Raw genomic sequence first — 21,102 nt, 5'->3', positions numbered from 1 at the left:
CCATGGCCAACAGCCGCGCTGCGCGCCTGGCCCCGGTGGTCGACATGGCCGAAAAGGCCGAGAAAACCGCGGTCCAGCGCCTGGGGTATTTCCAGGGCCAGGTGCGCTTGGCGGAAAGCAAGCTGGGCGACCTGGAGCGTTTTCGTGGCGAGTACCAGCAGCAATGGATCGAACGCGGCACCCAAGGTGTGTCGGGGCAATGGCTGATGGGTTACCAGGGCTTTCTCAATCAGCTCGAGACGGCCGTCGGCCAGCAGCGCCAAAGCCTGGCCTGGCACCAGAACAACCTCGACAAGGCCCGCGAGAGCTGGCAGCAAGCCTTCGCCCGCGTCGAGGGCCTGCGCAAACTGGTGCAGCGCTACATCGACGAAGCGCGGGCATTGGAAGACAAGCGCGAGCAGAAATTGCTCGACGAATTGTCCCAGCGCCTGCCGCGCCAATCACAATACTGACGGTGGCCCGCCTGCCACATTTGATCTGCCGTGTTGCTGGTATCCCATTCGCCTGCTACACCTTGTGTCTATGCCCATGACAAGGAAGCAGTCGCATGTCAATCGAGTCAGAAGTATCCCTGGACGGGAAGAAGTTGACGATCGCAATCAAGGGTCGGTTCGATTTCAGTAGCCACCAGACATTTCGTGAGGCTTACGAGCGTTTCTACAAGGTGCCTGAGTCGTATGTGGTCGACCTGAAGGAAACCACTTACATGGACAGTTCGGCCCTGGGCATGCTCCTGCTGTTGAGGGACCATGCCGGCGGCGAGGAGTCGGAGGTCCAGGTGATCAACACCAACTCCGATGTGCGCAAGATCCTCGCCATCTCCAACTTCGACAAATTGTTCGACATCAATTGAGCGCCCTGGCCCCCGCGGTTGAGCCGCTGACGATCCTGATCGCCGAAGACAGTGCCGCCGACCTGCTGTTGCTGTCGACCATTGTGCGACGCCAGGGGCACCAGGTGCTCACTGCAACCAATGGCGAGGAGGCCGTTGAGCTATTCGCGCGCGAGCGTCCGCAACTGGTGTTGATGGACGCGATCATGCCCGTGATGGATGGCCTGACCGCCGCGCGGTGGATCAAGCAGTTGGCGGGGGAGGAGCTGGTGCCGATCATCTTCCTCACGTCCCTGCGCGAGAGTGCCGCCCTGGCCGAGTGCCTGGATGCCGGCGGCGATGATTTCCTGCCCAAGCCCTATAACCAGTTGATCCTGGCGGCCAAGATCAACGCCATGGACCGCCTGCGCCGGCTGCAGGCGACGATGCTGCAGCAGCGCGACCAGATCGCCAGGCACCATGACCACTTGCTGCATGAGCAGCGGGTGGCCAAGGCGGTGTTCGATAAAGTCGCCCATTCCGGCTGCATTAACGCGGCGCCGAATATCCGCTACCTGCAATCGCCCTATGCGCTGTTCAACGGCGACCTGCTGCTGGCAGCGTATACGCCGTCGGGCGACATGCACGTGCTGCTTGGCGATTTCACCGGCCATGGCCTGCCGGCGGCGGTGGGCGCCATGCCCCTGGCGGAAGTGTTCTACGGCATGACTGCCAAGGGCTACGGCCTGGCGCAGATCCTGCGGGAGATGAATGCCAAGCTCAAGCGCATCCTGCCGGTGGACATGTTCTGCTGCGCCACCCTGCTGTGCCTGAGCACGCAGCGGCGGGTGGTGGAGGTGTGGAACGGCGGCATGCCCGAAGGCTATGTGCATGAAGTCGCCAGCGGCAGGCGCACGCCGCTGCAGCCGCGGCATTTGCCGTTGGGGGTGCTGTCGGCGGAGGCGTTTGATGATCGCACCGAGGTCTGGCCCATGGCGCTGGGTGACCGCGTGTTCCTGCTCTCCGATGGTGTGCTGGACACCGCCGACGCCAATGACCAGCTGTTTGGCGTCGAGCGCTTGCAGCAGGTGTTTGCCGCCAACCGTGAGCCCGACCGGCTCTTCGACGACATCGAGCGCGCCCTGGCGGCTTTTCGCGGGGAGGCGCGGGACGATGTCAGTCTGGTGGAAATCATCCTGCAACCCGGGCAGCCGCTGCGTGCGACCGGGCTGCTGTATGCCGACAGCGGCCAGACATGCCCGCTCGATTGGTCGGTGAGTTTCGAATTTCGGGCCGAAACCCTCAAGCGTTACAACCCCTTGCCCTACCTGCTGCAACTGCTGCTGGAGATCCAGGGGCTGCGCGAGCAGAGCGGGGCGCTCTACAGCGTCATGGCCGAGTTGTATTCCAATGCGCTGGAACATGGCGTGCTGGGCCTGGACTCGCGGCTCAAGCGCGATGCCCAGGGCTTTGCCGAGTATTACCGCCAGCGCAATGACCGCCTGGCGCAGTTGAGCAGTGGCTATGTGCGCGTGCATGTGCAGGTGGTGCCCGCCGAGGCGGGCGGCAAGATGACCCTGCGCCTTGAAGACAGTGGGCCAGGGTTCGACGTGGAGCAGGTGCTGGCCCGGCCGCTGGACATCGACGGCCTGTCCGGTCGAGGCCTGAGCCTGGTGCGTCAACTGAGCAGTCAGGTGCGCTGGTCCGACGGCGGACGCAGTGTCTGCGTAGAGTTTTGCTGGGGGGCTCTGGCATAATCCGCCGATTCTTGATCAAGGAGCGAGCAAGTGGCTGAGATTCATATGGACCCGGACGTGCTGTCGGGTTTGCAGGAGGTCATGGAAGGCGAGTATCCCAAGTTGCTCGATACCTTCCTCGATGACTCCCAGAAACGCGTCGAAGCGCTGCGCAAGGCGCGGGACGACGCCAAGGCACTGGGGCGTATCGCCCATAGCTTCAAGGGCAGCAGTGGCAATCTCGGCGCAGTGCGGTTGGCGCACCTGTGCCAGCGCTTGGAGGCGGAGTCCGCTGAGGCCGCGGCGGACCTGGGGGCGCTGGTGGACCAGATCGATCATGAGTTTGCCTTGGTGAAGCCGATGTATGAGTCGGAGCGGCAGCGGTTCCAGATTTGATTCCATCCGTGTGAAAACCTGGCCCGACTCTTGCTCTACCTCCTGATACTGCATCCCCGATCCCCATGCAGTGGAGACCTTTACCTATGCCAGTCGCCCCGAATTCGCTTCTCCAGGCTGCCCCTGCGGCCAAGCCTCAAGCGCCTGCCGTCAATCCACCGGCAGTGGCTGCGGACCCACGGGACAAGGGCCCAGGCTTCGCTCAGGTGTTCGCCAGCCAGGGTTCCAAACCCACGGTCAAGGCTGATGACAACTCGGCCAAGCCCACGCGGGACAAGCCTGTCGATGCCAGCGCCAAGCCTGCGGCGGGCAACGACAAACCTGCCGCCGCCACGCCAGCGGTTGCCGATAGCGGCAATACCTTGCCTGCCAAGCCTGCGGCATCGTCCGACGACACTGCCGGCAAGGATGACGCTGCACCTGTGGATCCGGCCCTGGCGCAGCAGCCTCCCGTGGACCCGGTGGTCGACCCGGCATTGATTGCCACGGTCACCCCGGTGGTGGTGCCGGTGCCGGTGGAAACCCCGGTCCCCGCAGCCGCTGCCAAGGATGACAAGGCCGCACCCGTGGTTGCGGCGCCAATCGCAGCGACCGAGGACGCCACGCCGGCCTTCGACCCTGAGGCCGATCCCCTGGACGCCATGCCGGCCGTACGCCTGGCAATGGAGCAGGGCGGGCACGTGTCGGCCAGCAGCCAGGCACCGGCCAAAACCGCCCCGACGACCACCCAGGACCAGCCAACCGCCGCCCAGAACTTTGCCGCCGGCCTGGCCACCATGGTCGACCAGCAAGCCACCAAGGACAGTACGGACCAGGGTGGCGACAAGGCCTTCAGCGGCTTGATCGAAGGCGGCCTCAAGGACTTGAAGGAGGCCAGCAGCGACACCCGCGTCGATGACTTCGCCAACCGCCTGGCTGCATTGACCCAGGCGGCCACGCCGAAAACCGCGAATGCCTTGCCGCCGGTGACGAATGCGCCGCTGGCCATGCACCAGAGCGGCTGGACCGACGAGATCGTCAACCGCGTGATGTACCTCTCCAGCGCCAACCTCAAGTCGGCGGAGATCCAGTTGCAACCGGCCGAACTCGGGCGCCTGGACATCAAGGTCAACATGACCGCCGACCAGCAGGCCCAGGTCAACTTCATGAGCGCCCACCCGGTGGTGCGTGAAGCCCTGGAAAGCCAGTCCGGTCGCTTGCGCGAGATGTTCGCCCAGCAGGGCATGGGCCAGGTGGATGTGAACGTGTCCGACCAGTCCCGTGGCCAGGAGCAACAGCAACAGCAGGCGCAGACGGGGGGCGTTAGTCGCAGCGGGCGGGGTGGCGACAGCGGCGACAGCGGCAGCCACATTGAAGTGGCCGAAGCCGTGGCGCCCGTGACTTCGACGGTGATCGGCTCCAGCGCCGTCGACTACTACGCCTGATGTGAGTCTGGCATAGGACAAAATGTGGGAGCGGACTTGCTGTGGTGGGTAGGCTTGCTGTGGTGAGCTGGCTTGCAGTGGTGAGTGGGGTTGCTGTGGTGAGTGGGGTTGCTGTGGTGAGCGGGGTTGCTGTGGTGAGCGGGCTTGCCCCGCGCTGGACTGCGCAGCAGTCCCATTGTCGGTGAACAAGCCCCCCACCACAGCCCCCCCCCTTCCACATTTTTTTATGGCGTTCCTCTGTCTGCGTCCAGCCAGACAACTCTGGCATAACACTTGCTCTTGCCTTTCCGTAGATCTATGAATCCCCGAATAGTGACGGATTATTGGCATGGCGAAGAGCGACGACGCAGCAAAAGCACCCGCAGGCAAAGGCAAGCTCAAGCTTATCCTGATGATTGTCGTGGGCCTGCTCCTGGCCATCGGCGCCTCGGTGGGCGGCACCTGGTACATCATGCACAGCAGTGCCAGCAAGCCGGCACCTGCCGCCGAAACCGCCACTAACGCCAAGCAACCGGCAATCTTCGAGCCGATGCTTCCGGCCTTTGTCGCCAACTTCAACCAGAACGGTCGTCAACGCTACCTGCAGGTGAGCATCACTTTGCTGGCGCGTAACCAGTCGGACCTGGATGCCCTCAAGGTGCATATGCCGGTGATCCGCAACAACCTGGTGATGCTGTTCTCCGGGCAGAGTTTCGACACCCTGGCCACCCCGGTGGGCCAGGAAATGCTGCGCCAGAAGGTCACTGCCAGCGTGCAGGAAGTGGCCCAGAAGGAGCTCGGCAAAGTCGTGATCGAGCAGGCGCTCTTCACTAATTTCGTATTGCAGTAGGATCACCCCATGGCCGTGCAGGACCTGCTGTCCCAGGATGAAATCGACGCGCTGTTGCATGGCGTCGACGACGGTCTGGTACAGACTGAAATGGCTGCCGAGCCCGGCAGCGTCAAAAGTTATGACCTGACCAGCCAGGATCGCATCGTCCGTGGACGCATGCCGACCCTTGAGATGATCAACGAACGTTTCGCCCGTTACACCCGGATCAGCATGTTCAACATGCTGCGCCGCTCGGCGGACGTGGCGGTGGGCGGCGTGCAAGTGATGAAGTTCGGCGAGTACGTGCACTCGCTGTACGTGCCCACCAGCCTCAACCTGGTCAAGATCAAGCCATTGCGCGGTACCGCGCTGTTCATCCTCGACGCCAAGCTGGTGTTCAAGCTGGTGGACAACTTCTTCGGCGGTGACGGCCGTCACGCCAAGATCGAAGGCCGTGAATTCACCCCTACCGAATTGCGCGTGGTGCGCATGGTGCTGGAGCAGGCCTTCATTGACTTGAAGGAAGCCTGGCAGGCGATCATGGAAGTCAATTTCGAGTACATCAACTCGGAAGTGAACCCGGCCATGGCCAACATCGTCGGGCCGAGCGAGGCCATTGTGGTGTCCACGTTCCACATCGAGCTCGATGGCGGTGGCGGCGACCTGCACGTGACCATGCCGTATTCGATGATCGAGCCGGTGCGCGAAATGCTCGACGCCGGTTTCCAGTCCGACCTGGACGACCAGGACGAACGCTGGGTCAAGGCCCTGCGCGAAGACCTGCTGGATGTCGACGTGCCGCTGAGCGCTACCGTGGCCCGGCGCCAGTTGCGCCTGCGGGATATTTTGCACATGCAGCCGGGGGACATTATCCCGGTCGAGTTGCCGGACGAAATGATCATGCGCGCCAACGGCGTGCCGTCGTTCAAGGTCAAGCTGGGGTCCCACAAGGGCAACCTCGCTTTGCAAGTGGTTGAGCCGATCAACCGTCGCTGATCCCTATTTATGAATGTTTGCTCCGCCGAGGACATGTAATGGCTACCGAACACGAAAACACTTCCGCCGAAGACCAGGCCCTGGCTGACGAGTGGGCTGCGGCCCTGGAAGAGACCGGCGATGTTGGCCAGGACGATATCGACGCACTGCTGGCCGCCGACGCCGCCACTGCGCCGGTGGGTAACCGCTTGCCCATGGAAGAATTCGGCAGCGTGCCGAAGAACAACGACCCGGTGACCCTCGATGGGCCGAACCTGGACGTGATCCTCGACATCCCGGTGTCGATCTCCATGGAAGTGGGCAGCACCGACATCAACATCCGCAACCTGCTGCAACTCAACCAGGGCTCGGTGATCGAGCTGGATCGCCTGGCCGGTGAGCCGCTGGACGTGCTGGTCAACGGCACCCTGATCGCCCACGGCGAAGTGGTGGTGGTCAACGAAAAGTTCGGCATCCGCCTGACCGACGTGATCAGCCCAAGCGAACGCATCAAGAAGTTGCGCTGATATGAAACGGCTGATGGTGGGACTGTTCGCCGCGCTGCCATTGGCGGCGTGGGCGGCGGAGCCGGTAGCCCAGGTTGCCGCTGCGCCCGTCGGCGGCAGCGTTGGCGGGCAACTGACGCAGTTGGTGCTGGGCCTGTTGCTGGTGGTCGGCTTGATCTTCGTGTTGGCCTGGCTGATGCGGCGCGTGCAGAGCATCGGTCCGGGCAATGCCCAGGTCATCGAAATGATCGGCTCGCGCTCCCTCGGTCCGCGTGACCGGCTGGTGCTGGTGCAAGTGGGCGAGGAACAGATCCTGCTGGGCATTACCCCCGGCCGAATCACGCCGCTGCATGTGCTCAAGACCCCGGTGCCAACCACCCAATCCCAGCCCGCCACGCCAGAATTCGCCCAGCGCCTGATGGAATTGCTGGGCAAGGATCAGAAGGATAAGAAGTAATGCGCGTTTTATTGACGCTCATGCTGTTGCTGGCCACGCCATTGGCGCTGGCCGCCGACCCGTTGTCGATCCCGGCGATTACGCTGGGTACCAACGCGGCGGGGGCCCAGGAGTATTCGGTCAGCCTGCAGATCCTGCTGATCATGACTGCGCTGAGCTTTATCCCGGCGTTTGTCATGCTGATGACCAGCTTTACGCGGATCATCATTGTGTTCTCGATCCTGCGTCAGGCCCTGGGCCTGCAACAGACGCCGTCGAACCAGATCCTCACCGGCATGGCGTTGTTCTTGACGATGTTCATCATGGCGCCGGTGTTCGACAAGGTGAACCAGCAAGCCCTGCAGCCGTACCTGGCCGAAAAAATGACTGCCCAGGATGCGATCGACAAGGCCCAGGGCCCGATCAAGGATTTCATGCTGTCGCAGACCCGTTCCAGCGACCTTGAGTTGTTCATGCGCCTGTCCAAGCGTACCGACATCGCGACTCCGGACCAGGCGCCGCTGACCATCCTGGTGCCGGCGTTCGTCACCTCGGAACTGAAGACCGCGTTCCAGATCGGCTTCATGATCTTTATCCCGTTCCTGATCATCGACCTGGTGGTGGCGAGCGTGCTGATGGCCATGGGGATGATGATGCTGTCGCCGCTGATTATTTCATTGCCGTTCAAGATCATGCTGTTTGTGCTGGTGGACGGCTGGGCGCTGATTATCGGCACGTTGGCCGGCAGTTTCGGAGGGGTGTGATGTGTTAGGTGAAGCAGCATGACCCCAGAAGTCGCCGTCGACCTGTTCCGTGAAGCACTGTGGCTGACCACCGTGATGGTTGCCGTGCTGGTGGTGCCGAGCCTGTTGGTGGGCCTGCTGGTGGCGATGTTCCAGGCCGCGACCCAGATCAACGAACAGACCTTGAGTTTCCTGCCGCGCCTGCTGGTGATGCTGATCACCCTGATTGTCGCCGGCCCGTGGCTGGTGCAAACCTTCATGGAATACATCCTGCAGCTGTACGGCAGTATTCCGCAGTTGATCGGCTGACCCGATGCAGTCCTTGCTGGCATTGACCGACACCCAGATCAGCACGTGGGTGGCCTCGTTCATCCTGCCGTTGTTCCGGGTGACGGCGGTGCTGATGAGCATGCCGGTGTTCGGTACTACCCTGGTGCCGCGCCGCATCCGCCTGTATTTCGCCGTGGCGATCACCGTGGTGCTGGTGCCGGGCCTGCCGCCGATGCCCCCGGTCAACGCACTCGACCTCAGTGCCTTGATGCTGATTGCCGAGCAGATCCTGATCGGCTCGCTGCTGGGCTTTTCGCTGCAACTGTTCTTCCAGGCGTTCGTGATCGCCGGGCAGATCATCTCGATCCAGATGGGCATGGGCTTCGCGTCCATGGTCGACCCCACCAACGGCGTATCGGCGGCGGTGATCGGGCAGTTCCTGACCATGCTGGTGACCTTGTTGTTCCTGGCCATGAACGGCCACCTGGTGGTGTTCGAGGTGTTGACCGAAAGCTTCACCACCTTGCCGGTAGGCTCCGGGTTGGTGGTCAATCACTTCTGGGAGCTGGTGGGGCGCCTCAGTTGGGTGCTCGGTGCCTCGCTGTTGCTGGTACTGCCGGCGATCACGGCCTTGCTGGTGGTCAACATCGCGTTTGGCGTCATGACCCGCGCGGCGCCACAGCTGAACATTTTCTCCATTGGTTTCCCCTTGACCCTGGTGCTGGGCATGGGGATTTTCTGGGTCGGCCTGGCTGACATTCTCAATCAGTATCAACCGCTGGCGACCGACGCCTTGCAGTTCCTACGTGATCTGGCACGGGCGCGCTGAGCCATGGCCGAGAGCGAGAGTGGTCAGGACAAGACAGAAGACCCCACGGAGAAACGTAAAAAGGACTCCAGGGAAAAGGGCGAGATTGCCCGTTCCAAGGAACTCAATACCGTTGCGACCATGATGGCCGGAGCCGGTGCCTTGCTGATCTATGGCGGCGGCCTGGCGCTGGACCTGATGGAGCTGATGAAGCACAACTTCACCTTGCCCCGCGATGTGCTGCTCAACCCGGGCTCCATGGGCCAATACCTGCTGCACTCGGGCAAGATCGCGATATTGGCGGTGCAGCCGATCCTGATCACCTTGCTGCTGGCCGCACTGATCGGCCCGGTCGCCCTCGGTGGCTGGCTGTTCGCCGCCGGCAGCATGGCGCCCAAGTTCAGTCGCATGAACCCTGCGGCCGGTCTCAAGCGCATGTTTTCCGCCAAGGCCCTGGTGGAGCTGCTCAAGGCCCTGGCCAAGTTCATCCTGATTCTGTTCGTGGCGCTGATGGTGTTGTCGTCCGACATCGATGACCTGCTGCGCATCGCCCATGAGCCGCTGGAGTCGGCGATCATCCACAGCGTGCAGGTGGTGGGCTGGAGTGCGCTGTGGATGGCTGCCGGGCTGATCATCATCGCGGCGGTGGATGCGCCGATCCAGTTGTGGGAAAGCCACAAGAAACTGCTGATGACCAAGCAGGAAGTGCGCGACGAGCACAAGGACCAGGAAGGCCGCCCCGAGGTCAAGCAACGCATCCGCCAGCTGCAGCGGGAAATGTCCCAGCGCAAGATGATGGCCTCGGTGCCCGACGCCGACGTGGTCATCACCAACCCGACCCACTACGCCGTGGCCCTCAAGTACGACCCGGAGAAGGGCGGCGCGCCGATGCTGCTGGCCAAGGGCAGCGACTTTACCGCGTTGAAAATCCGCGAAATCGCCGTGGCCCACGACATCCTGCTGCTGGAGTCGCCGGAGCTGGCGCGGTCGATCTTCTACTCCACCGACCTTGACCAGGAAATCCCGGCGGGGTTGTACCTGGCCGTGGCCCAGGTGTTGGCGTATGTCTATCAGATTCGCCAATACCGCGCGGGCAAGGGCAAGCGCCCGGATCCGCTCAAGGATCTGCCGATCCCGCCTGAGTTGCGCCGCGACTCCTGAGGCAGGGTTGTCGTGCTTGCGGTGTTTCAGTCTGTCGGTAAATGCCGCCTACCTGTCAAGTTTGACAGTTGTGAGCTGGCACTTCTGAGCGTTACATGGGATTCCCATCCATGCAGAGGGATTTCCCCCCATGAGCGGCTCCTCAACCAAACCCCTTCCTCTCCTTGCGATCAACCTTCCTGGCCAGCGGCGACGTCCCGGCAATGCGGTCGACAAGCAGGCTGCCCAGCACGGCTTTTATCCGAACAAAGGTCTCGATGTGCATGTGCGTGAGACCTTTGGCCAAGCCGACAGTGCTGTTGAGCTGATATTGGACGGCGAGGTGATTGCCAGCCATAAGCTCGAAGGTGACCCTCTGCAGGCCGGGATCAAGTTTTCGGTAGCGGCCGAACGGCTCACCCATGGCCGGCATGTGTTGAGCTATCAGGTCAAGCAAGGTCGCTCGGGCCTGCGTCAGGCCACCCGCCAAGCCATCGTCCGCGTGCATGCCCAGCGCCTGTTGTACTTGGGGGTGCCCGTGAAGAAGAACGATGAACGTGTCTATGTGAACATCGATATCAGGGTCGAACCCTGCATTGCCACCCTCACGGCGGCCGCCGAAGTGGTTCATATGATCGAGGGCAATATTGGCAGTTTTCTGTTCAGTCCGGATGGCCGGTATCTGCATGCCGAATGGGTCAATGGCATTGCGAAGATCGATCTTCAGACAATCAGCCTCGTCGATAACTATCCCGTCTTCATTGAAAAGCTGGGAGGGTTCAGCCCCGACGGGCGGTTTCTATATGCATGCAATTGGCTGTATAGCCATTTGTTCATCGTTGATGTGCAGGAAAAAGAGCTATTGCCAGGCGCTGTCATTGAGGAATACGCCACGGGGCTGGTGCTTGGTCGCGATGGCGGCCAGATTTATGTTGGTGCGTGGGGTGGCCCTGGGAACGCTGAAGCTTCGCTGATCATTGTCGACAGGGCGTCGCAGGAAGTGATCAAGAAAATACCGGTTGGGGCCATCACGTTCGACACCGTGGGCAATCCGCACGACGGCCATGTCTATGTGGCTTGTCTTGGCGTGCTGGGCGAAGGGGCTGGGGTCTATAGGTTCGATCCTGTCAGTGAGCGCGTCGAAAAAATATCCAAGCACCCGGCCTGGGGGCTGACCTTGAGTGCCAATGGCCAGCGGCTGTATGCATACGGCGGTGACATTATCAGTGTCATCGACACGAAGACCGGCAGAGAGAAGGAGAATCAGCGTTTGTCTGTGCGGTCATTGGCCGTGAGTCCGGACGGGAAGTGGGTATACACCGGGTCCTATGAAGAGCACGGACGGATTGACGTGTATGACGCGCAAGGCTGGACGTTGGATCACAGTATTTCTATTTTCAAACCCTTCATTCATCGCATGGAAACCCAGAAGTCCAACGGCGACCTGTGGGTGTGCTTCTCCAGCGAGTAACGACGTAAAAGCCGAGGCAGGCGAGTGGCCTGCCATTCGTCGTCACTCCTTGCCTACCTGTCAAGTTTGACAGTAGCCAACCTGCCATTCTCGCGGTTCCATACCATCAGGTACTGCGCGCACGCTGTTAATAGATGCAGGGAGTGGTGATGGCTGTGGTGACGGGAACGATCAAATCTTATGACCCGAAGTCCCGCAAGGGGGTGATTGTGCTGGATGATCGCGCAGAGGTGGTGTTGGTGGATTCGCTCGGTTCGCAAGGGGTTCGGCTTTCAGTGGGTTTGAAGGTCGAGCTTCAGATGATCCATCGACCCGATGGCGTGTATGCATCAAGGGTCAGGCTTATCTTGTGACACCGGCGCAGGTTCTTGAGTGAAATCTAGGGAGAACGGCAATGGCAACGGGCACGGTGAAGTGGTTTAACGCGGAGAAGGGGTTTGGGTTTATTTCTCCCGACGACGGCAGTGCGGATGTATTCGTCCATTACTCCGCTATAGACAGCGCGGGCTTCAAAAGCCTGGATGAAAAGCAAAAAGTCGAATACGAAGTGACTCCGGGTCAAAAAGGGCCGCAGGCGGCCAATGTGAGGCCGTTATAGAAAGGTCCCGTGCAGTAAATGCAAACGGATCCAACGGTGGGACGGGAGCAGGCTTTCTCTCACCGTTGGAGTGTTTACATCCGATAGGACTCGGGCGCCTGTAGCGATCCACCTCCTCAAAAGCAAAGTTGGAAGGCTTCTTGCAATACCGCCTCCAGGTCGCCTCCCGGCGTCAAAAGTTTGCTTCAAGGAAACGAGGAATACCGGTGGTGGATCGCTCTCAAATGTTCAGCACGGCCCGTGGCACCCTGACTGACCTCTCGCGGGGCAATCTGGGTGTGCCGTTGTTGTTGCTGGTCATGCTGGCAATGATGATGTTGCCGATGCCGCCGTTCCTGCTGGACGTGTTCTTCACCTTCAACATCGCCCTGTCCGTCGTCGTCCTGCTGGTGTGCGTCTACGCCTTGCGGCCGCTGGATTTCGCGGTGTTCCCGACGATCCTGCTGGTGGCAACCCTGTTGCGCCTGGCGCTGAACGTGGCGTCCACCCGTGTGGTCATGCTCCACGGCCAGGACGGCCACGCCGCTGCCGGTAAGGTGATCCAGGCTTTCGGTGAGGTGGTGATCGGCGGTAACTACGTGGTCGGTATCGTGGTGTTCGCGATCCTCATGATCATCAACTTCGTGGTGGTGACCAAGGGTGCCGGACGGATTTCCGAGGTGAGCGCACGCTTTACCCTCGACGCCATGCCCGGCAAGCAGATGGCTATCGACGCCGACCTCAACGCCGGCCTGATCGACCAGAACCAGGCCAAGACCCGTCGCTTGGAAGTCGCCCAGGAAGCCGAGTTCTACGGTTCCATGGACGGTGCCAGCAAATTCGTGCGCGGTGACGCCATCGCCGGCCTGCTGATCCTGTTCATCAACCTGATCGGCGGCATGGCGGTCGGGATCTTCCAGCACGGCATGACCTTCGGCGATGCGGGCAAGGTGTACGCCCTGCTGACCATCGGTGACGGTTTAGTGGCGCAATTGCCATCACTGTTGTTATCTACAGCTGCCGCCATCATGGTGACCCGTGCTTCGGGCTCCGAAGACATGGGCAAGCAGATCAGCCGCCAGATGTTTGCCTCGCCCAAGGCCCTGGCCGTGGCGGCCGGCATCATGGCGATCATGGGGATCGTGCCGGGCATGCCCCATGTGTCGTTCCTGAGCATGGCGGCCCTGGCCGGCGGCGCGGCCTACCTGTTCTGGAAAAAGCAGAATGCGGTCAAGGTCCAGGCCCAGCAAGAGATCGCCCGCCAGCAGGAACTGCTGCCGTCCCCGGCCCGCGCCCAGGAAACCAAGGAGTTGGGCTGGGACGACGTGACCCCGATCGACATGATCGGCCTGGAAGTCGGCTACCGCCTGATTCCGCTGGTGGACCGCAACCAGGGCGGCCAGTTGCTCGCGCGGATCAAGGGCGTGCGCAAGAAGCTGTCCCAGGACCTGGGCTTCCTGATGCCCACCGTGCATATCCGCGACAACCTCGACCTGGCCCCGAGTGCCTACCGCCTGACCCTGATGGGCGTGATTCTGGCTGAAGCCGAGATCTACCCGGACCGCGAGCTGGCAATCAACCCCGGCCAGGTATTCGGCAGCCTCAACGGCATTACCGCCAAAGATCCGGCTTTTGGCCTGGAGGCGGTGTGGATCGAAATCAGCCAGCGCAGCCAGGCGCAGTCCCTGGGCTACACCGTGGTGGACGCCAGCACCGTGGTCGCCACCCACCTCAACCAGATCCTGTACAAGCACTCCCACGAGCTGATCGGCCACGAAGAAGTCCAGCAATTGATGGGCTTGCTGGGCAAGGCCTCGCCAAAACTGGCAGAAGAGCTGGTGCCGGGCGTGCTGTCGTTGTCGCAACTGCTCAAGGTGCTGCAGGCGCTGCTGGCCGAACAGGTGCCGGTACGCGACATTCGCAGCATTGCCGAGGCTATCGCCAACAATGCCGCCAAGAGTCAAGATACCGCCGCGCTGGTGGCGGCGGTGCGTGTCGGATTGTCCCGCGCAATCGTGCAAAGCATTGTAGGGCTTGACTCCGAGCTGCCTGTGATCACCTTGGAGCCAAGGTTGGAACAGATATTGCTCAATAGTATTCAGAAGGCAGGACAAGGCCAGGAAGAGGGCGTTCTGCTGGAGCCAAGCATGGCTGAGAAACTGCAGCGTTCGTTGATCGACGCCGCACAGCGCCAGGAAATGCAGGGCCAACCGGTGATTCTGCTGGTGGCGGGTCCGGTCCGGGCGATGTTGTCGCGGTTTGGACGTCTGGCAGTACCGAATTTGCACGTTTTGGCTTATCAGGAAATTCCTGACAACAAGCAAGTGACTATCGTCGCGACAGTAGGGCCCAACGGCTGAGGGTAGTGGGTTATGCAAGTTAAGCGTTTTTTCGCCGCCGATATGCGTCAGGCCATGAAACTGGTCCGCGATGAGCTGGGCGCCGATGCCGCGATTATCGGTAATCGTCGTATTGCCGGCGGTGTCGAGCTGACGGCTGCCCTGGACTACACCCCCTCGGCATTGGCGCCGCGTGTGCCGAACATGGAACTCGAAGACGAGCTGCGCAAGACCGCTTCGCGCATCGTCTCGGCCCAGGCTGAGCTGAGCATGCGTGGCGACAGCGATGCCTCCACCAATCGCCAGTTGTTCGCCGGCCTGCCGCTGACCGCCGCCGAGCCGCTGGTTGAGCCAACATTCATCGAACCGCCGCGTCCTGCCGCGCCAGCCCCGGCCGCCGCAGTCGACCAGCGCGTCTTCGACTCGATGCGTTTTGAACTCAACGGCCTGCGCGAATTGCTGGAAGTGCAACTGGGTTCGCTGGCCTGGACCCAACTGCAAGGCAGCAAACCGCACCAGGCCAACCTGTGGCGCCGCCTGCAACGCATCGGCCTGTCCGGCCCGTTGTCCCGCGACCTGCTGGCCCTGACCACCGAAATCGAAGAGCCTCGCCAGGCCTGGCGCATGTTGCTGGCCCACCTGGCGCGGATGATCGCCACCCCGGAAATCGAACCCCTGGAAGAGGGCGGTGTGATCGCCATGGTCGGCCCTGCCGGCATGGGCAAGACCACCACCCTGGCCAAGCTGGCGGCGCGCTATGTGCTCAAGTACGGCGCGAACAACATCGCGCTGGTGAGCATGGACAGCTATCGCATCGGCGCCCAGGAACAGCTCAAGACCCTGGGCCGTATCCTCAATGTACCGGTCACCCACGTCGACCCGGGCCAGTCCCTGGCCAACGCGCTCGATCCATTGCTGCGCAAGCGCGTGGTGCTGATCGACACCGCCGGCCTGCAGGCCAGCGATCCGGCGTTGCGCCTGCAACTGGAAAGCCTGGCGGGGCGTGGCATCAAGTCGAAAAATTACCTGGTGCTTGCAACCACCAGCCAGAAACAGGTTCTTACCGCTGCGTACCATAGCTACAAGCGTTGCGGTCTGGCCGGCTGCATCCTGACTAAACTGGATGAAACCGCCAGCCTGGGCGAAGTGTTGAGCCTGGCTATCAGCCATGAACTACCGGTTGCCTACCTGACCGACGGGCCGCGGATCCCGGATGATTTGCATCTGCCGCGCCGTCATCAACTGGTCAGCCGCGCCGTCAGCGTGCAAATGCAAGAAGAGCCTAGCGAGGAAGCGATGGCCGATATGTTCGCCGACCTTTACCACAAGCCTGCAAAACGGGTGGGTTGAGGTGCGATGAACACCGTGAAATGTACCTACATCGATGGTCTGCAAGCGACTCACGCGGCCAAGCCATGTAGCCTGCGTCTAAGCAAGACAAGGTAAAGAAATAAAATGGGCAGCATGCATCCCGTACAGGTGATCGCGGTGACCGGCGGCAAAGGTGGCGTCGGGAAAACTAACGTGTCAGTGAATTTGTCCCTGGCCCTGGCAGAGCTTGGCCGTCGCGTCATGCTGCTGGATGCTGACCTGGGGCTGGCGAACGTCGACGTTCTGCTGGGACTGACGCCCAAACATACCCTGGCCGATGTGATCGAGGGGCGCTGTGAGCTGCGCGACGTGCTGCTCCAGGGCCCTGGCGGGATCCGCATCGTGCCGGCCGCCTCCGGTACCCAGAGCATGGTGCACCTGAGCCCGGCGCAGCATGCCGGCCTGATCCAGGCATTCAGTGACATCGGCGACAACCTCGACGTGCTGGTGATCGACACCGCCGCCGGGATCGGCGAGTCCGTGGTCAGCTTCGTGCGCGCGGCGCAGGAAGTCTTGCTGGTGGTCTGCGATGAACCCACCTCGATCACCGACGCCTACGCCCTGATCAAACTGCTTAACCGTGACTACGGCATGAACCGCTTCCGCGTCCTGGCCAACATGGCCCAGAGCCCGCAGGAAGGCCGCAACCTGTTCGCCAAGTTGACCAAGGTCACGGATCGCTTTCTCGATGTCGCCTTACAATACGTCGGTGCAGTTCCCTACGACGAGTGTGTGCGCAAGGCTGTGCAAAAGCAGCGTGCAGTCTACGAAGCATTCCCTCGTTCCAAGTGCGCATTGGCGTTCAAGGCTATTGCCCAGAAGGTCGATACCTGGCCGTTGCCTGCCAACCCTCGGGGGCATCTGGAGTTTTTCGTCGAGCGATTGGTGCATCAGACGAGTGCAGGACCGGTGCTATGACAGCGAACGGCTATAACGCTTACAAGAAATCTGCCCGTGACAGCCAGGGTGAGTTGATCGAGCGCTATGCGCCACTGGTCAAGCGCATCGCCTATCACCTGCTGGCACGCCTGCCCGCCAGCGTCCAGGTCGAAGACCTGATCCAGGCGGGCATGATCGGCCTGCTCGAAGTGTCGACCAAGTACGACGCGAGCAAGGGCGCGAGCTTCGAGACGTATGCGGGGATCCGCATCCGTGGCGCGATGCTCGACGAAGTGCGCAAGGGTGACTGGGCGCCGCGTTCGGTGCACCGCAATACACGCATGGTCAGTGACGCAATTCGTGCAATTGAAGCAAAAACCGGTCGCGACGCTAAAGATCACGAAGTTGCGGCCGAACTCCAATTGAGTCTCGACGATTATTACGGGATTTTGAACGATACCTTGGGCAGCCGCCTGTTCAGTTTCGACGACCTGTTGCAGGACGGCGAACACGAAGGGCTGCACGAGGACGGCGCGAGCGCGCATATGGAGCCGTCCCGTGACCTGGAAGATGAGCGTTTCCAGGGTGCGTTGGCGGACGCCATTGCCAACTTGCCGGAGCGTGAGCGGTTGGTATTGGCGCTGTACTACGACGAAGAGCTGAACCTCAAGGAAATCGGTGAGGTCCTGGGGGTCAGCGAATCCCGTGTCAGCCAGTTGCATAGCCAGTGCGCGGCCCGCTTGCGGGGGCGTCTGGGAGAGTGGCGAGCGCGCTGACAGGCAGTGTGGGGAGCATTGCAAAGCGATACCGCGAAGGTGATAGGCCTTCGCGGGCTCGGGCCGTGGTGCCCTTGGCAGTCCTTTTTGTGTAATGCCTGTTGATTGAAATGGCGCGTCCAGGTGCTGGGCGCGTTTAAGACTGCTTGGAGGTCGAATTGGACAAGAACATGAAAATCCTCATCGTTGATGACTTCTCAACGATGCGGCGGATCATAAAAAACCTGTTGCGTGACCTTGGGTTCACAAACACGGTCGAGGCGGATGACGGCCTGACGGCGATTCCGATCCTCAACAGCGGGAGCATCGACTTTCTGGTAACGGACTGGAACATGCCGGGGATGACCGGTATCGACTTGTTGCGCCACGTGCGTGCCGACGAAAAATTGCGCAGCCTTCCCGTGTTGATGGTGACCGCCGAAGCCAAGCGTGAACAGATCATCGAAGCCGCCCAGGCCGGGGTCAACGGTTACGTGGTCAAACCATTCACTGCACAGGCCTTGAAAGAGAAGATCGAAAAGATCTTCGAACGCATCCACGGCTGATGCCATCGCGGGGGAGCTATGGAGCATAAAGAAACGTCACAGGGAGACTTTGAGTCGACCCTGAAAAAGCATGCTCACCAGTTGGTTGACAGCCTTGAAAAAGGCCAGTTCGGCGATGCGGTGCAGTTGATCCATGAGCTCAACCAGACCCGTGACCGAGGCCTGTACCAGGAAGTGGGCAAGCTCACACGCGAGCTGCACAGCGCGATCGTCAATTTCCAGATTGACCCGCACATGCCCCAGGCCGAAGAGATTTCGCAGATCACCGACGCCACCGAACGCCTGTCCTATGTGGTCAGGCTGACCGAGGCGGCGGCCAACCGCACCATGGACCTGGTGGAAAACGCCACGCCCCTGGTCAACGGCATGGCCACGGAAGCCCACGCCCTGAGCGTTGACTGGGGCCGCTTCATGCGCCGTGAAGTCGGTGCGGAAGAGTTTCGTGAGCTGGCCCGTCGGGTCGAAGGGTTTTTGTCACGCAGCGAGCAGGAAAACCGCATGGTTTCCAGCAACCTCAATGACATTCTGCTCGCCCAGGATTACCAGGACCTGACCGGTCAGGTGATCAAGCGTGTGACCCAGTTGGTCACCGAAGTGGAAAGCAACCTGCTCAAATTGGTACTCATGGCCGGCCAGGTCGACCGTTTTGCCGGCATCGAACATGACCGCGAAGCGATCCTCTCTGAAAAAGATCCACAAAAACATCTCGCCAAGGGTGAAGGTCCGCAGATTCATGCCGATAAACGTGAAGACGTTGTGTCAGGTCAGGATGACGTAGATGACCTGTTATCCAGTTTAGGCTTCTAAGGAGCACCCACATGAGCTTCGGCGCCGATGAAGAGATCCTTCAGGATTTCCTTGTAGAGGCCGGCGAAATTTTAGAGCAACTGTCCGAACAACTGGTCGAGCTGGAAAGCCGCCCGGATGATGCGAACCTGCTCAATGCAATTTTTCGCGGTTTTCATACTGTAAAAGGGGGCGCCGGCTTCCTCCAGCTCCATGAGCTGGTGGAGTGCTGCCACATCGCCGAGAACGTGTTCGACATCCTGCGCAAGGGTGAGCGTCACGTTGATTCGGAGTTGATGGACGTGATTCTCGAAGCACTGGATGCGGTCAACGGCATGTTCAGCGAAGTGCGCGAGCGTGCCCCGATCACCGCAGCCACTCCGGAACTGCTGGCCGCCCTGGCGCGCTATGCCGAGCCGGCCGACACCACGGCAGCGCCGGTGGTCGAAGTCGTACCGGAACCAGTGGCGGAGCCTGAAGCGGATGTGACGGACAGCGAGTTCGAGCAACTGCTCAGTTCCCTCAGTGCCGTCAAGGCCGAAGCCGAAGCGCCGGCTGCGGTTGCCCCGGCTGCCCCGGCTGCCGCGCCGACCAGCGAGGACATTACCGACGCTGAGTTCGAGTCCCTGCTCGATCAATTGCACGGCAAGGGCCAGTTCGCTGCCGACGCCGTGGCGCCTGCCGGTGCCGCCGCCGGTGCTGCGGAGGTGCCCGCCGCTTCTGCCAGCACCGACATCACTGACGATGAATTCGAAGCGTTGCTCGACCAGTTGCATGGCAAGGGCACCTTCGCGGCCGATGCCTTGCCGGCAGTCGCCGCTACGGCCGCGGCCCCGGCAGCACCCGCTGCAGGCGCCAAGCCTGCGGACGATGGGTTGATCTCCGATCACGAGTTCGAAGCACTGCTGGACGATCTGCACGGCAAGGGCAAGTTCACCGAAGTCGCCCCGGCCGCTGCTGCAGCCACGGCGGCACCGGTTGCCGCCAAAGCCGCCGCGCCCGCCGCCAAGCCTGCGCCTGCGCCGGCTGCTGCCCCGGCGCCAGCGCGTGCCGCTGCGGCACCGGTCGCGGAAAAACCGGCCAGTGAAGCCGAAACCACCGTGCGGGTCGATACCGCACGGCTGGACGACATCATGAACATGGTCGGCGAGCTGGTACTGGTGCGTAACCGCCTGGTGCGCCTGGGCTTGAGCAGTGGCGATGAAGCCATGCAGAAGGCCGTGTCTAACCTCGACGTGGTCACCGCCGACCTGCAGACCGCCGTGATGAAAACGCGCATGCAGCCGATCAAGAAAGTCTTCGGCCGCTTCCCGCGCCTGGTCCGCGACCTCGCGCGCCAGCTGAAGAAAGAGATCAATCTGGAACTGGTGGGTGAAGAAACCGACCTCGACAAGAACCTTGTCGAGGCCCTGGCCGACCCGCTGGTCCACTTGGTGCGCAACGCTGTCGACCACGGTGTCGAAACCCCGGAAGAACGCGAAGCCTCGGGCAAGTCCCGTGGCGGCAAGGTGATCCTGGCGGCGGAGCAGGAAGGCGACCACATCCTGCTGTCGATCACCGATGACGGCAAGGGCATGGACCCGACCATCCTGCGCAATATCGCGGTCAAGCGTGGCGTGATGGACAAGGACGCCGCCGACCGCCTGACCGACACCGAGTGCTACAACCTGATCTTCGCCCCCGGCTTCTCGACCAAGACCGAGATTTCCGACGTGTCGGGCCGTGGCGTGGGCATGGACGTGGTGAAGACCAAGATCAGCCAGCTCAACGGCTCGATCAACATCTACTCGACCAAGGGCCAGGGCTCCAAGATCGTCATCAAGGTGCCGTTGACCCTGGCGATCATGCCGACCCTGATGGTGATGCTGGGCAACCAGGCGTTCGCCTTCCCGCTGGTCAACGTCAACGAGATCTTCCACCTCGACCTGTCGCGCACCAACGTGGTCGACGGCCAGGAAGTGGTGATCGTGCGGGACAAGGCGTTGCCCCTGTTCTACCTCAAGCGCTGGCTGGTTGCATCGGCCGCCCATGAAGAGCAGCGCGAAGGCCATGTGGTGATCCTCTCCGTGGGCACCCAGCGTATCGGCTTTGTCGTCGATCAACTGGTTGGCCAGGAAGAAGTGGTCATCAAGCCTTTGGGCAAAATGCTGCAGGGAACCCCGGGCATGTCGGGCGCGACCATCACCGGTGACGGTCGGATCGCGCTGATTCTCGATGTTCCGAGCATGCTCAAGCGTTACGCCGCTCGGCGTATTTGATTCTGGTGGGGCAGGGCGGTATTGCCCGCCCCACCTAACGGAGT

23 protein-coding genes are annotated in these 21,102 nt (G+C 61.5%); all 23 read left to right on the top strand.

Going from position 1 to position 21,102, the window contains the following annotated elements:
- Positions 1-2: 2 nt before the first annotated feature.
- Positions 3-452: a flagellar export protein FliJ gene (fliJ, locus tag J1N02_RS04925; RefSeq protein WP_027603853.1), complete on the top strand. Its 450-nt coding sequence runs from the start codon at positions 3-5 to the stop codon at positions 450-452.
- 95 nt (positions 453-547) lie between these two features.
- A complete protein-coding gene (locus tag J1N02_RS04920; RefSeq protein WP_098478953.1) occupies positions 548-853 on the top strand; it encodes an STAS domain-containing protein in 306 nt (101 codons plus the stop codon).
- Positions 850-2,568 (top strand): ATP-binding SpoIIE family protein phosphatase, encoded by a 1,719-nt coding sequence (locus J1N02_RS04915; protein WP_421147204.1) that lies wholly within the window; start codon positions 850-852, stop codon positions 2,566-2,568. The genes J1N02_RS04920 and J1N02_RS04915 overlap by 4 nt, the downstream gene beginning before the upstream one ends.
- Positions 2,569-2,598: 30 nt before the next feature.
- A complete protein-coding gene (locus tag J1N02_RS04910; RefSeq protein WP_065940558.1) occupies positions 2,599-2,943 on the top strand; it encodes an Hpt domain-containing protein in 345 nt (114 codons plus the stop codon).
- A gap of 86 nt (positions 2,944-3,029) precedes the next feature.
- On the top strand, positions 3,030-4,367 hold the full coding sequence (locus tag J1N02_RS04905; protein WP_421147203.1) for a flagellar hook-length control protein FliK: 1,338 nt from the start codon (positions 3,030-3,032) through the stop codon (positions 4,365-4,367).
- Positions 4,368-4,695: 328 nt separating this feature from the next.
- Positions 4,696-5,196: a flagellar basal body-associated protein FliL gene (gene fliL / locus J1N02_RS04900; protein ID WP_027603858.1), complete on the top strand. Its 501-nt coding sequence runs from the start codon at positions 4,696-4,698 to the stop codon at positions 5,194-5,196.
- A 9-nt stretch (positions 5,197-5,205) separates the two neighbouring features.
- On the top strand, positions 5,206-6,174 hold the full coding sequence (fliM, locus tag J1N02_RS04895) for a flagellar motor switch protein FliM (protein ID WP_027603859.1): 969 nt from the start codon (positions 5,206-5,208) through the stop codon (positions 6,172-6,174).
- A 38-nt stretch (positions 6,175-6,212) separates the two neighbouring features.
- Positions 6,213-6,680 (top strand): flagellar motor switch protein FliN, encoded by a 468-nt coding sequence (fliN, locus tag J1N02_RS04890; RefSeq protein ID WP_098478955.1) that lies wholly within the window; start codon positions 6,213-6,215, stop codon positions 6,678-6,680.
- A 1-nt stretch (position 6,681) separates the two neighbouring features.
- The gene (gene fliO, locus J1N02_RS04885; RefSeq protein ID WP_027603861.1) at positions 6,682-7,116 is read left to right on the top strand and encodes a flagellar biosynthetic protein FliO; all 435 of its coding nucleotides are present in this window, start codon (positions 6,682-6,684) and stop codon (positions 7,114-7,116) included.
- Positions 7,116-7,859 carry a flagellar type III secretion system pore protein FliP gene (gene fliP, locus J1N02_RS04880; protein WP_027603862.1) on the top strand — a complete coding sequence of 248 codons (744 nt, stop codon included), beginning with the start codon at positions 7,116-7,118 and terminating at the stop codon, positions 7,857-7,859. The genes fliO and fliP overlap by 1 nt, the downstream gene beginning before the upstream one ends.
- Positions 7,860-7,877: 18 nt before the next feature.
- On the top strand, positions 7,878-8,147 hold the full coding sequence (fliQ, locus tag J1N02_RS04875) for a flagellar biosynthesis protein FliQ (RefSeq protein ID WP_027603863.1): 270 nt from the start codon (positions 7,878-7,880) through the stop codon (positions 8,145-8,147).
- 4 nt (positions 8,148-8,151) lie between these two features.
- Positions 8,152-8,937, top strand: a complete 786-nt coding sequence (fliR, locus tag J1N02_RS04870; protein ID WP_027603864.1) for a flagellar biosynthetic protein FliR — start codon at positions 8,152-8,154, stop codon at positions 8,935-8,937.
- A gap of 3 nt (positions 8,938-8,940) precedes the next feature.
- Positions 8,941-10,077: a flagellar biosynthesis protein FlhB gene (gene flhB / locus J1N02_RS04865; protein WP_027603865.1), complete on the top strand. Its 1,137-nt coding sequence runs from the start codon at positions 8,941-8,943 to the stop codon at positions 10,075-10,077.
- Positions 10,078-10,207: 130 nt separating this feature from the next.
- Complete coding sequence (locus J1N02_RS04860; RefSeq protein WP_098478957.1) at positions 10,208-11,527, top strand: YncE family protein; 1,320 nt, start codon at positions 10,208-10,210, stop codon at positions 11,525-11,527.
- Between the two features lie 149 nt (positions 11,528-11,676).
- Complete coding sequence (locus J1N02_RS04855) at positions 11,677-11,880, top strand: DNA-binding protein (protein WP_108573778.1); 204 nt, start codon at positions 11,677-11,679, stop codon at positions 11,878-11,880.
- Between the two features lie 41 nt (positions 11,881-11,921).
- Positions 11,922-12,125 carry a transcription antiterminator/RNA stability regulator CspE gene (gene cspE / locus J1N02_RS04850; RefSeq protein ID WP_098478959.1) on the top strand — a complete coding sequence of 68 codons (204 nt, stop codon included), beginning with the start codon at positions 11,922-11,924 and terminating at the stop codon, positions 12,123-12,125.
- Positions 12,126-12,349: 224 nt separating this feature from the next.
- Complete coding sequence (flhA, locus tag J1N02_RS04845) at positions 12,350-14,464, top strand: flagellar biosynthesis protein FlhA (RefSeq protein WP_222935394.1); 2,115 nt, start codon at positions 12,350-12,352, stop codon at positions 14,462-14,464.
- A gap of 12 nt (positions 14,465-14,476) precedes the next feature.
- On the top strand, positions 14,477-15,793 hold the full coding sequence (flhF, locus tag J1N02_RS04840; protein ID WP_027603868.1) for a flagellar biosynthesis protein FlhF: 1,317 nt from the start codon (positions 14,477-14,479) through the stop codon (positions 15,791-15,793).
- Positions 15,794-15,898: 105 nt separating this feature from the next.
- A complete protein-coding gene (gene fleN, locus J1N02_RS04835) occupies positions 15,899-16,732 on the top strand; it encodes a flagellar synthesis regulator FleN (RefSeq protein ID WP_003192912.1) in 834 nt (277 codons plus the stop codon).
- Entirely contained in the window at positions 16,729-17,469 is a 741-nt protein-coding gene (fliA, locus tag J1N02_RS04830) for an RNA polymerase sigma factor FliA (protein ID WP_015885174.1), read from the top strand. Before fleN ends, fliA begins: the two co-directional genes overlap by 4 nt.
- Before the next feature lie 170 nt (positions 17,470-17,639).
- Entirely contained in the window at positions 17,640-18,014 is a 375-nt protein-coding gene (locus tag J1N02_RS04825) for a chemotaxis response regulator CheY (protein WP_160385018.1), read from the top strand.
- 18 nt (positions 18,015-18,032) lie between these two features.
- Complete coding sequence (locus J1N02_RS04820; RefSeq protein WP_027603869.1) at positions 18,033-18,821, top strand: protein phosphatase CheZ; 789 nt, start codon at positions 18,033-18,035, stop codon at positions 18,819-18,821.
- Between the two features lie 11 nt (positions 18,822-18,832).
- The gene (locus J1N02_RS04815) at positions 18,833-21,058 is read left to right on the top strand and encodes a chemotaxis protein CheA (RefSeq protein ID WP_027603870.1); all 2,226 of its coding nucleotides are present in this window, start codon (positions 18,833-18,835) and stop codon (positions 21,056-21,058) included.
- Positions 21,059-21,102: the final 44 nt, after the last annotated feature.

Source organism: Pseudomonas sp. NFX5 (assembly GCF_049132125.1).
Taxonomy (GTDB): domain Bacteria; phylum Pseudomonadota; class Gammaproteobacteria; order Pseudomonadales; family Pseudomonadaceae; genus Aquipseudomonas; species Aquipseudomonas marginalis.
Note: the sequence above shows the minus strand (reverse complement) of the source record. Positions and strands in the feature narration are given on the sequence as shown.